The 11,865-nt window shown below is 61.6% G+C and carries 12 protein-coding genes; 5 read left to right on the forward strand and 7 right to left on the reverse strand.

What is annotated here, in order from left to right; genetic code table 11:
• Positions 1-26: 26 nt before the first annotated feature.
• From LB513_RS00945 to LB513_RS00965, 5 genes are read right to left on the reverse strand one after another with little or no spacing between them, the layout of a single operon-like run.
• Positions 27-1,520, reverse strand: coding sequence for a sugar ABC transporter ATP-binding protein (locus LB513_RS00945; RefSeq protein ID WP_224661571.1), 1,494 nt, complete (start codon positions 1,518-1,520; stop codon positions 27-29).
• Complete coding sequence (locus LB513_RS00950) at positions 1,517-2,629, reverse strand: strictosidine synthase (protein ID WP_224661572.1); 1,113 nt, start codon at positions 2,627-2,629, stop codon at positions 1,517-1,519. Before LB513_RS00950 ends, LB513_RS00945 begins: the two co-directional genes overlap by 4 nt.
• Positions 2,626-4,746, reverse strand: coding sequence for an ABC transporter permease (locus tag LB513_RS00955; protein ID WP_224661573.1), 2,121 nt, complete (start codon positions 4,744-4,746; stop codon positions 2,626-2,628). The genes LB513_RS00950 and LB513_RS00955 overlap by 4 nt, the downstream gene beginning before the upstream one ends.
• Before the next feature lie 26 nt (positions 4,747-4,772).
• Positions 4,773-5,777, reverse strand: a complete 1,005-nt coding sequence (locus tag LB513_RS00960) for a sugar ABC transporter substrate-binding protein (RefSeq protein ID WP_224661574.1) — start codon at positions 5,775-5,777, stop codon at positions 4,773-4,775.
• Positions 5,778-5,810: 33 nt separating this feature from the next.
• The gene (locus tag LB513_RS00965) at positions 5,811-6,788 is read right to left on the reverse strand and encodes an ABC transporter permease (RefSeq protein WP_224661575.1); all 978 of its coding nucleotides are present in this window, start codon (positions 6,786-6,788) and stop codon (positions 5,811-5,813) included.
• 256 nt (positions 6,789-7,044) lie between these two features.
• Here LB513_RS00965 and LB513_RS00970 point away from each other — a divergent pair, with 256 nt between their 5' ends.
• The 3 genes from LB513_RS00970 (at position 7,045) to LB513_RS00980 (ending at position 9,575) form a co-directional block, all read left to right on the forward strand.
• Complete coding sequence (locus LB513_RS00970) at positions 7,045-7,572, forward strand: DUF982 domain-containing protein (protein ID WP_224661576.1); 528 nt, start codon at positions 7,045-7,047, stop codon at positions 7,570-7,572.
• Positions 7,573-7,582: 10 nt separating this feature from the next.
• Positions 7,583-8,653, forward strand: a complete 1,071-nt coding sequence (locus tag LB513_RS00975; protein WP_224661577.1) for a YihY/virulence factor BrkB family protein — start codon at positions 7,583-7,585, stop codon at positions 8,651-8,653.
• A 91-nt stretch (positions 8,654-8,744) separates the two neighbouring features.
• Positions 8,745-9,575 carry a Ku protein gene (locus LB513_RS00980; protein WP_411962666.1) on the forward strand — a complete coding sequence of 277 codons (831 nt, stop codon included), beginning with the start codon at positions 8,745-8,747 and terminating at the stop codon, positions 9,573-9,575.
• Between the two features lie 261 nt (positions 9,576-9,836).
• Here LB513_RS00980 and LB513_RS00985 read toward each other — a convergent pair whose 3' ends face one another.
• Positions 9,837-10,145, reverse strand: coding sequence for a hypothetical protein (locus tag LB513_RS00985; protein ID WP_224661578.1), 309 nt, complete (start codon positions 10,143-10,145; stop codon positions 9,837-9,839).
• Between the two features lie 209 nt (positions 10,146-10,354).
• Between LB513_RS00985 and LB513_RS00990 the strand changes: the two genes are divergently transcribed.
• Both LB513_RS00990 and LB513_RS00995 read left to right on the forward strand, forming a co-directional pair.
• Positions 10,355-10,711: a hypothetical protein gene (locus LB513_RS00990; RefSeq protein ID WP_224661579.1), complete on the forward strand. Its 357-nt coding sequence runs from the start codon at positions 10,355-10,357 to the stop codon at positions 10,709-10,711.
• Positions 10,712-10,713: 2 nt separating this feature from the next.
• The gene (locus tag LB513_RS00995; RefSeq protein WP_224661940.1) at positions 10,714-10,872 is read left to right on the forward strand and encodes a hypothetical protein; all 159 of its coding nucleotides are present in this window, start codon (positions 10,714-10,716) and stop codon (positions 10,870-10,872) included.
• A gap of 164 nt (positions 10,873-11,036) precedes the next feature.
• Here the strand turns inward: LB513_RS00995 and LB513_RS01000 are convergent, their stop codons facing one another.
• Positions 11,037-11,675, reverse strand: coding sequence for a hypothetical protein (locus LB513_RS01000; protein WP_224661580.1), 639 nt, complete (start codon positions 11,673-11,675; stop codon positions 11,037-11,039).
• Between the last annotated feature and the right edge of the window lie 190 nt (positions 11,676-11,865).

Below are 11,865 nucleotides of genomic sequence, written 5' to 3' on the forward strand. Positions count from 1 at the left end.
CGTTTAGTGCGGGTCCGGCCCGCCCTTCAGTGGACGGCGGCGTACATGATCCGGCTTTCGGTCGCCTCGGCGACGTCCATTTCCTCGACGATCCTTCCCTGCCGCGCCACCAGGATACGGTCCGACAGCGCAATGATCTCGGGCAGGTAGGATGAGATAACCACGACGGCCATGCCGCTGTCGGCAAGATCGTTGATGAAATTGTGGATCTCGACGATCGTGCCGACGTCGACGCCGCGCGTCGGTTCGTCGAGGATGACCAGCTTGGGTTTCTGGACAAGCGCCTTGGCCAGCACGACTTTCTGCTGATTGCCACCCGAAAGTTCGATGACCCGGGCATCGGCGTCGATAGCCCTGACGCCCAGCCGCTTCGTCCATTCGACGGCGAGGTCCCTTCCCTGCCGCGGTGTGGTCGGCGTCAGAAGATTGTCGCCCTTGGCAAGATCCCCAAGCTGGATGTTGCCAGCGATGGTCATGGTTTCGAAGAAGCCCTCGATCTTGCGGTCTTCGGTGACGTAGACGATGCCGTCCCGCACCGCCGGCCGCGGCGTCCGGTAGCGCACGGGCCGATCCTCGAAGCGCACAGTGCCGCCATGGAAGTAATCGCGCTTCAGCACGCCGGCGACGATCTTCATCGTTTCGGTGCGGCCCGCGCCGACCAGGCCAAACAAGCCCGTCACCTGCCCGGCGAACACGGAAAACGACGTGTTGCGGACCGTGTTGCCCATCGACAGGTTCTCGACGCTGAGGATCTTCCTGCCCATGGGGCGGGGCACGCGCGCCTGGTCTGAATAGAGTTCGCCGGAAAGACTGCGTCCGACCATCGCCTGCACGATCCGGTCACGATCGAACTTGCTCGTCTCATCGGTCACTACAACCTTGGCGTCGCGCATCACCGTAATGCGGTCGGCCAGTTGCAGGGCCTCCTCGAGCGCATGGCTGATGAAGATGATCGCCATGCCCTCCTCCTTCAGGCGGCGGGCCAGATTGAAGAAGTGGAACTTCTCTTCCGGCGTCAGCGTGGCGGTCGGCTCATCGAAAATGATGAGCCGCGCATTGTGGTGGACCGCGCGCGCGATCTCGACCAACTGCTTCTTGCCCGCCCCGAGGAACGACACCTGCACGGTGGGATCGACATAGAAGTTGAGCGACAGCAGGTAGCGTTGCGCCTGGATGTTCAATCCGCGCAACCGGTTGAATAGCTTCTCGTCGCCCAGGTAAATATTCTGGGCGACCGACATGGACGGCACCAGGTTGGTTTCCTGAAAAACCATCGCAATGCCGTGACTGAGCGCGTCGGAAGGAGACTTCAAGGTGGCCGGCTGGCCGTCCAGCAGCATCTCGCCGGAACTCGGCTGGTAGACGCCGGCCAGCACTTTCATCAATGTCGATTTTCCGGCGCCGTTCTCGCCGAGGATAGCGTGTATCTCCCCCGGGCGAATTTCGAAATTTACTTCGGAGATCGCCATGACGCCGCGAAAGTCCTTCGAAACGCCTCGCAGTTGAACAAGCGGCGTCATGCTATGTGTCCTGCCAGTTCGTGGATTGCCACGATCTTTCCCGATCCCTTGGCCCCGACGAGAAGCCGGCCTTCGACTTCGCACAGCGACGTCACGCCATGGACGCCGCCATCGGCGCGGCTTTGATAGTTTCGCAGCATGGCCATATCCTTGTCGCAGCGCACGACCAGACCCGTCGACCAGGCCGGCGACCATGGCTTCAGCATGTTGAGCTTCTTGCGCGCACCCCCCTGGATGGGTTCGAGAAAGCTTCTCCCGGTCGCAAGGGAGGGTGCGATCCAATAATCAGGTTCAATGGTCTCGATCATGCGCCGGCGATACGCATCCTCCTTGAGCACGAATTCGACGAGGGGATTTCGCGGCGCGAACATGGCCAGCCAGAAGCCGCCCTCCGACGCCTGGGCGATGCGCCCGGGATAGGCAGGCAGCGAGCCAAGGGCGATGCGCTGGCCCGACCCGTCAATACCCATCGACAGGACACGGTGGCGCCAGGCCTCCGAGACGAAGACGCGGCCGTTCGACACGAAGATCCCGGAGGGAAAGGCGAGCCCCGAGGCGATCGACAGAGCGCTGCCGGCCTTGATGTCGACACGCCAGACCGAGCCAGCCGCGGTCTTGGTCATCAGGTCGCGCTTCCACTCCTGCGCAGGATTGCGTTCCGATCCCAGCGCGACGAGCAGGGTGGAGCGATCTGCGAATGCCATCGCCGTGACGCAGCGTGTATCGAGCTGGCCCAGCCTGATCGGTTCCGAAGACACGCCGCCCGGACCTTCGAGACGGATGCCTTCGCCCTCGACCGCAACAGCCAGCATGTCGCCAAGGGCAGCCATCGCCGTCACCGGTTTGCCCGCGTCTCTCGAATGGCTGAGGGAGAGCGACTGCCCGGTCTCCCCGGCCGTTGCCGCCAGCGTATGGATATCGCTGCCGACCGAACAGAGGACCTGTTGCCCCCAGATTACGAGGTTGTCGACGTCGGCGATATCCAGCAGCACCGGGGCCGCGTCGAGTTTCGCGTTCGGCCGGAGCGGACCGTCCATCGGCGGCACGGTGCTGCCGGTCAGGTCAAAGCCACGGAAATTCGCCCAGCCGCGCTCGATTGCACCGATCATGCGCGCGGCCCCCAATAGGCGTCCTGCGCGCACCAGTTGGGGTCGGCGTCCGGCAATTTGTAGCGGCCTATCCTGTTGTTCGAAACGCCACCCAGATATAGCCACCCCTTGTGTTCGCGCATCGACGTGATCATCGGGTGGTTGCGACCGCCGAGATCCCACAGATTGTCGAGGATCTCCCCCTTCTCATTGAATTTCACAACGCAGCCGGTGTTGATGTTCGGATAGAGCCACTGATCCGGCGCCACGCGGCGCGCCATGCGCTTGCGGAAGCCCGGCATGCGCATGGCAAGATCAAGCGCCGGGCCGCGCATGCCAAGCAGCGCCAGCCAGTAATTGCCGTCCGAAGAGCGGTTGATGTTGTCGGGGTAGCCGGGCAGGCTCGAAATGACTTTCTCCGTCTTGCCCTTCTTCGGCCCGTCGAACCAGTATCGGCTGATGGAACAGGTCCAGCTTTCCGCAAACATGAAGGACTGGCCGTCGGGGCACATGGTGACGCCGTTGGCAAAGACCAGCTTCGGGATTTCCGTGTGGGTCTTGCCGGTCCTGGGGTCGTAACAGATCATGCGTCCGCTCGGCCGGCTTTCCAGCGCGTCGGTTGCCCAGTCCTCCTGCTCGTAGCGAATCGTCGCTTCGCTGAAATAGATGCGGCCGTCGGGCGCGACGTCGACATCATCGGCCAGGCGAAGCCGCGAATCGTCGACGATCGACGTCCAGCTCCTGTTCGTCTCGTCGGTGAGCTTGGTCACGGTCCTGTCGGGCGCAACCTGGAACAAGCCCATGCCGCCTATGCAGACCAGCAGATTGCCGACGCGGTCGAACGCCATGCCCAGCGGATGGCCGCCAATATGGGCGAAAACCTCGGAACGCTGATGGTCCGGGCCAAAGAAGCGGACGATATCGCCATGCCTTGTGCCGCAATAGAGATTGTCGTCTCGGTCGAGGATGACGTCTTCGGGTCCCTCGATCTGTCCGAGCCCGATGATCTCCACGGAACGCAGGCGGTCGTTCAGCACATAGGGCGATCCGGGCGCGTCGACTTTCGGGGCCGGCGGCAGCGCCAGGTAGGCGGGCGAGACGTAGACCTTGGCCAGAATGCGGTGACGGTGCTTCTGCCAGCGCATGTCCACAAAGACGGCGGTCAGCAGGATCGCCCCCAGAATGGTGGAGTTGATCGGGCCGCTGATGCCCAGGTTGATCAGGCCGTTGGTGAGAATCAACACCAGCAGGCTGCCGATGATCGCCTTCGCCACCGACCCCCGGCCGCCGCCGATTGCCGTGCCACCCAGGACCGCGGCGGTGAGGGCCTGCACTTCGAGCCCGACGCCGGTATCGGATCCCGTGCTGCCGAGGCGCGCGGCGAAAAGGAAGCCCGCCAGCGCGCACATTGTGCTGGACGCGACATAGGTAAGGAACACCATGAACCGCACGTCTATGCCGGCATTGAAAGCCGAGCGCCGTGCGCCGCCCACGGCCGTGAGGCGCCAGCCGGGGCGCATCCGCGAGAGGACCAGATGCCAGGCAAGTGCGATGATCAGCGTGATGACCAGCGACGTCGGAACGCCAAGGATGGTGCCCTCGCCGATGAACAGCCAGAGATCGGACATCGAGAAGCCCGACATCATGGCCGTGGACATCTTCACGAACACGATCTCATAGATCGAGCGAAAGATAATCAGGCTGACCAGGGTGGTCAGGAAAGCGCGCAGGCGCAGATAGCCGACAAGCACGCCATTGATGGCGCCGCAAAAGATGCCCATCACGAGGATGCCGGCAAGTACTACCGGGATCGGCAGAGCGTAGACATTCACCCCGATCAGCGAGAACAGGACCGCGAGCGAGAAGACGGAAGCGACCGAAAGGTCGATGCCGCCCGAGATCATCACGACGGTCAGGGCCAGCACGACAAGCCCGAATTCCGCGAACTGCCGGGCAAGGTCCGAAAGGCTCGACACGGACAGGAAGTCGGGGATGATCGAGCCCATCACCACGATCGTTATCACGAGCGCGGAGAACGGGATCGCATTGTCGATCCAGCGCTTCGACAAGATCTCCCCGATCAGATGATCGGGAAGATAACGCGAGCGCAGGTAGGCGAATGTGTCGCTGCTGGCCATGATGATCTTGATATTCTCTTGGTCCGCTACTTCAGCTGGTCAAGCTGCCAGCAGGTGCGCGGGCTGACATTGTCCTTCGTCAGCAGCGTAAGCGGCGTGTAGTAGGAGGTCTTGCTCTCTCCGGCCTTGGCCGGCGACAGCAGCGACTGCACGATCTGCTGGTTGATCGCGTTGCCCTGGAGGGGGACGTCGTAGCTGATGATCATATCGAGCAGGCCCTTGCTGATGTTGTCGCAACCGATCTGATTGCCGCCGCCCGAGGTCACGACATAGATGTCGTCGGCCTTTCCGGCAGCCTGGATCGCGGCGCCCGCGCCGACATCCTGATTGTCCCAGTTTCCGACGACGCCGCAGAGATCGGGATGCTGCTGCAGCACGGTCTCCATGATCGCACGGGCTTTGGCCGGGTCGTACTGGGCGGCCTGTTCCGACACGACCTTGATCGACGGATCCTTGGCGAAGGTCTGTTTATAGGCGTAAAGTTCATAAAGGTCGGACGCAGCCGTAGGCTGGCCCCTGATGATGGCGATCTTGCCGGATTTGCCCGAGCCGGCGCCGCACTGCTTGACCAGGGCCTCCGCCTCGATATAGCCGACACGCGACCAGTCGGCACCGACATAGGCATCGGTCGGAACCACGGATTCCAGATTGAGCTGGACGACCTTGATGCCGGCGTCCATGGCCCGTTTCAGCAAGCGCGCGTAGGACTGCACATCGGGATTGTGCGCGATGATGAGGTCGGGCTTTTCGGCGATAAGGGCGGTCAAGGCCCGCGTGCCGGCATCCGTGCTCCAGTTCGGATCGCGGATTTCAAGCGTATAGCCAAGATCGGCCGCCTGCTTGCGCATGATGGCTGCCCAGCCCTCTGTTAGGTCGAAACCCATTGCCAGAGGGATGAAGACCACGCGCTTTCCCTTCAGCCCGTCATAGAATGGATTGCGCGACGGGTTGTCGAGCCCGTCATCGGCATGTGTGGCGCCTACCAGCCCGAGGGCCATCAGGCCGGCGGCCAGGATCGTGCGAATTTTCATGGTTTCCTCCCGTTGAATCAGACACGTTTTAGTTCAGATGTCCCCTTGGCTTTGTTGCGAGGTCTGCTCGTCCCTGGGGTTGATGAAGCTGTCGACCATGATCGCGAGCAATAGGATCAGGCTCTTGATCAGGTTCTGGGTGGTATAGGTGATGTCCAGGATGGTCATGCCGTTGAGCAGGACGCCGACCAGCAGCGTTCCGACCAGCACGTTGCGCACGCCGCCGCGGCCGCCGCTCAAGCTGATTCCCCCCAGCACCACGACGAGCAGGACGTCGTAGATCATGGTGGAGTTATAGACGCGCGTGCTCATGCCGGACACTGCCGCGGCCATGACGATGCCGGCCAGGAAGGCGATCAGCGAACTCACGACATATTGCAGCACGATCAGCGGACGCAGCGGCACACCGGTGATGCGGGCCGCAAGCGGATTGTCCCCGGCGGCGTAGACAAACCTGCCGAAACGCGTGCGCATAAGCATAAGCGCGATCAGCGCGGCCAGCACCGCGAAGGCAGCTATCGGCATCGGCAAGCCAAACAACAAACCGCGGCCGAGGAAGTCGAACCAGGCGACACCGGATGGCGTGTTCTGCACATCGATCTGGAACAGGAAAGCGCGGCCGGAGCCGTAGATCACCAAACCCATGGCCAGGGTGGTGAAAATCGCTGGAATATCCGCATAGGCGATCAGGATGCCGCTCGCCAGGCCGATGGCGACGGCAAGCAGGAAGCCATATGCCAGGGCGGTGTCGAATGGCGTGCCGGCCTGCGCCATGGACAGGACCCAGGACAGGGTGACCACCATGGTGGCGATCATTGCCAGGTCGATTCCCCGGCCGATCACAACCAGCCCCATGCCAAGGCCGAGGATGCCGAGAATCGAGACGCTGCGCACAAGTGCTATAAGGTTGCCAGCGGTCAGGAAATTGTTGAGCAGCACCGCGAAGACGGCGAACAGCGCAACGGCCAGCGCGAAGACCACGCCCTCCTGCGACAATCGCACCTTCCCCATTTCGGACCTCCCAGACCGGCCGATGTCGATCCGTGAAGCGAACCTGCGCGATCGGCGTCGTGCTGGAAATCAGCATCCCTTTTTTAGGCAGGGCTAGACAGACCCGCGCATGGAATATCAGTTATGTTGGCTGGCGGGTCCACGGCGCGTGGACTGGCCGTCGGCCCGATGCGCGGCCGCTGCTGGAACGGGTTTCCCGCCCCTGCGTTGTCGTGGCGCGCTCGGACGATCGTTCCGAGGAAAGCGGAGGCGGGCAATGACAGACACGACGTTCGAGAAGCCGGCCAAAGTGCGGCTGCGCGAGGGTGGCAAGATCCAGCAGGTCACTTCGGCACAAGACGCTTCGATCCTGCTCGACAGCGCCGACTGGCCGGGCGATCGAACAGAGGGACACCGCGTTGCCAGTCAAGCCGCCGATGAAGCGCTGAGCGGCGATGGAGCAACGACGGAGGCTTTCAATGCCTTCATCCTCGCAGCCAGGGAGGCGGACATTCTCGTCGAGGCTTCGTCCGAGGAGAAAGCCAAGACCAACCGTATTTTTTTCGAACGCAGCGTGTGCATAAGGCCTCACGGCGGCAACTCGGTTCGGGAGGTGAAATCCGTCAACGGCGCCTGCGAAATCCTGATCGACTGGCCACACGCCAAACGCGGTCCCTATTATCAGTCCGCCCGTGAAGTGGTCCAAGCGGCGCTCGACGGCAAAGCCACTCCGCATCAGGCGAGAGAGGCGTTTGTCGCCCTGGCGGGCCATGCGGACATACTGATAGACGGCGGCGCTGAATAGGCCTCCGCAGATGGCTTCGGAAGCGACACGGGGCCAACAGCCGGCGGAAGAGCACCCTTCCCTGATCGATGGCGAAGCAGCCCAGCGCGCGACTGCCACCACCGAGAATAGCAAGACCGTGCTCAGGACCGAGCCGGGAGGCCGAGGTCGCGATGCCGCCTGGCCCTCACAAATACCCGCGCTCGGCTGGAAGGACATTTTCTGGCGGCTATGGGAGGAGTTCAACAAGGACAGGGTCCTGCTGGTGGCAGCCGGGGCTACATTCTACCTGTTGCTCGCCTTGTTTCCCGCTTTGGCCGCGTTCATATCGATTTACGGTTTCGTCGCGGATCCCATGACGGTCGCCGACCATGTCGCCTCCCTCAGCGGATTGCTTCCGTCGGGCGGATTGGACCTCATTCGCGGCCAGTTGCTGGCGCTGGCCCGGCAGAAATCAACGGCTCTCGGGACCGGCTTCTTCATCGGCCTTGGCATCGCGCTGTGGAGCGCCAACAGCGGAATGAAAGCGCTGTTCGATGCGATGAACATTGCTTACGAGGAAGCCGAAAAACGCAGCTTCATCACCCTCAACCTGATGTCGATCCTGTTCACGGTCGGAGCCTTGCTGATCGGGATGGTGCTGTTGCTCACCGTAGGCGTCGTGCCTGCGCTGCTGCGCTATTTTTACCTCGATGCATGGACGGAAACGCTCGTCGCCGTTTCTCGATGGCCGATTCTCATCGGCTCGATGCTGACAGGTATTTCGCTGCTCTACCGCTTCGGACCAAGCCGAGAGCGGGCCAAGTGGCGGTGGCTGAGCTGGGGCACGCTCATCGCGACGGTCGCATGGATCATGGCTTCGTGGCTGTTCTCGTTTTATCTGCAGCACTTCGCCAATTACAACGTCACCTATGGATCGCTTGGCGCTGTCGTCGGCTTGATGATGTGGACATGGATTTCCGTCATCATTTTGATAGCCGGCGCGGCGATCAATGCGGAAATGGAGCATCAGACCGCCATCGACTCGACCACCGGTCCGGCTCAGCCCATGGGCAAACGCGGCGCTGTCGTGGCCGATACGCTCGGCAAGACGGCGGATTGATTATTTCGCGGCCAACCTCACCTGCAGAGTGATCGCGCAGAAGGAACAATTCAACGGCAATGTCGTTTGCCCCGACCAGCAAAGGAAGAACATGATGGTCGCTCCGCGTGCTGCCTGGAAGGGCTTCTTGAAGGTTGGTTCCGTCACTTGTGGCGTGAAAGTCGTAGGCGCCACAAGCGAGGCCTCCAAAATCCACTTCAAGATCCTGAACCGGAAGGACGGCCTTCCGGTCAAAAGCGTCTACGCTGACGAGGACACGGGCGAGCCGGTCGACGCGGAGGACCAGGTCAAAGGTTTCGAGGTCGAGAAGGATGAGTTCCTGCAGATCGATCCCGATGACATCAAGGCGCTGAAGCTCACCTCGGATCATACGCTGGAAGTCGGCGAGTTTGTGGAGATCGACCAGATCGACACGCGCTACCTGGAAAAGCCCTACTATCTCATCCCTGCCGATGCTGCCGCGACCGAAGCGTACGGCGTGATCCGCGACGCGATGAAGAACAAGGGTGTCGCGGCGAGGTCGTGCATCGTTCTGTATCAGCGTGGCCGGGAAGTCCTGATCCAGCCATATGATATGGGCATGGTGATGACAGAATTGCGCAACCATAAGGAAATGGTCCCTGAGACCAGCGTGTTCGGCGGTTTGAAGAAGCAGGAATACGACCCTGAACTGCTCGAAATCGCCGGCATGCTGATCGACAAGAAGGTGACGACTTTCGATCCTTCCAAGTTCGAGGATACCTATGAAGACGCGTTGATCGCGATGATCGATGCCAAGCGCAAAGGCAAGAAACCGCCAAAGCAGGTACCGAAGCCAAAAGAAAACGTCATCGATCTGGCAGAGGTGCTGAAAAAGAGCCTCAAACAGGAAGGCTTGGCGACGCCGAAGAAGGCGGCGTCCTCGAAACGCAAGACGGCGTAACTCCGCCCGCATCGGTGGGAACTTTGTGAATTGCGGACCCAGGGCGCGGTCTGTTTGGCGAGAAGCCGTGGCTATGCGACCGGCTTCGGCATGGCAGCGGTTGCCGCCTTGTCGGCAATGGCGAACCGCTCATGACTGCAAGTGCCGGTCAGAAGACGTTAATCCTGTCGCGCCCGCATACGCCCGGATATTCAGCATTGCGAAGCCGCAACTGCTCAAGCACGACGTCCAGTCGCGCTTGCGATGCAAACGGGTCGAGGCTCACTGTTGGTCGTTGTAGGGTTCTTTTGTTTTTCCGACCATCTTTGCCAGTTCCGTAAATGGCGGGATGTCAGCTTCCCCTTGCGCGTTGTTTGCGATCCTCAGAAGCCGGATCGGAAAGCAGATGGCGTCGCGATTGGCGGGCGACATGTCTTCGAAGGTCCGCTCGTCGCCCGTTACAGAGGCTTCCACCCTTCGCAGGGCGGTATCGATGTCGTCGATCGAAAGCAGCCCGCGATGGACCAGCAGATTGTTTATGGAAGCGACCGCCATCATAAGGCCTTCGAGCTGAAGATTGGCGACATTCATGGGCGGGCACCCTTCTTTTCGCTGCTCGGTGTCGAGTGTCCGGGCGGATTCTGGCCATCCGACTGGTGCGTCTTGTCATCCACCTCATCCGTGGGACGGGTCAATCCGATCCCGCTATCGGGCTTCTTGTTGCCGGCTGCGTCCTGCGAAAAGGCGTCGGACGGGTCTGGCCCCCTCCTCGCGGGGTATTTTGTTGCGCCGGTTTCACGATGGTTTTCGTTGCCTGGCATTTTGTCTCTCCAATGATGACCGATAACATGCCCGGGAGCCGCGAGTTCCGCATTCCATGGAACATTCGCGACGGCGCTTCGTTGGCCAACGAACAAAGGAACCACTGCGATGGCCACGATCAAGAACCTAGATGCGGCGCCACAATCGAGCGCAAGGGAACCAACGTGACTGACGGCGATCCAGCCCCATCGAACTCCAAGACGGCACCCAAGACGGCGGGCGCTGCTCCGGACGGGGAACGTCCCCTTCCCGATCCGTTCACGGCAAGGCAAAGCGATGCGCGGCGGCCGATGGCAGGCAAGACGCCGCGCCCGACCGACAAACCCGGAGAATGATCATGCCTCCCAAACCAGAGCCCAGCGAAGATCCTCCGGCGGATGCGCCTACCTGGACGCCGGACGTTCGGGAACCCGACCCCGATCTTTTGCCGGACGAACTGCCGAATCCTAATCCCGACGAGAACCGCGATCGAGAGAACGGCGCGTCATCGTCGTGAATGGCGACGGGGCAGAACCGATGGGAATGCCCGGAATGCGCATGAATCCGGTTCGAGAGAAACGGCCTGGATAACCCCGCTCATGAAGCTGACCATGTCGGCGTGGCCGCCTGTAGAAAACCGTCGCACCGTATGGTGCGACGGATTTTGCCAGATGTGGCCGACTATCTACGGGAAATAAGCAGGCAGAGCTGGCGCAAATCGCGGTCGTAGCTGCCTGAGCTGCTGAGCACATCGACGCAGCGCTTCTTCATGCGCGCAATCTGGCTGTCAGACATTTCGGCAACGACGCCCGGCAGGTTCGGCTGAGCCGGGTTGCTCGGATTGCTGGGGTTCGCGGGATTGCTTGGGTTGGTTCCGACGCCGACGCCGACGCCTACACCGACGCCTGTTGTGCCACCGACTGTGGCTCCAACGCCGGCGCTCACACCATTGGTGCCGCCGACATTCGCGCCGACGCCTGCGTTCACGCCGCTCGTGCCACCGATATTCGCGCCGGCACCCGCGTTCACCCCACTCGTGCCCCCGACCGAGGCCCCGAGACCGGCGCTGGTGCCATTCGTGCCGCCGACATTGGCGCCAGCGCCCGCATTGACGCCGCTACCGCCGCCGATTGACGCGCCTGCGCCTGCATTGACGCCGCCGCTGCCTCCAATCGAGGCGCCCGCGCCGGCATTGACGCCGCCGCTACCGCCGACCGAAGCGCCGACACCCAATCCTGCCGCACCGGCCGGAACGGACAAAGCTGCTACGAACACACCGCCGGCCAAGGCTCTGGCAAAGTTCTTGAAAAAGGAATTCATGACACTCTCCTGTAAGTTGCCTTCAACAGTCGTTCGTGACTGTGGAAGAGCAACGTACGATTGCCGCTGCGGACCCACCCTCGGCGACTTTCATTGGAAAGTTGGCTTTCGACCTCTCAACAAAACAGAATCAATTTGAACGAATTTCCTTCACCCACGATCTTGCTTGCCCAGGCGACAGGTCCGGGCA

It is taken from the genome of Mesorhizobium sp. ES1-1, assembly GCF_020164785.1.
Taxonomy (GTDB): Bacteria; Pseudomonadota; Alphaproteobacteria; order Rhizobiales; family Rhizobiaceae; genus Mesorhizobium.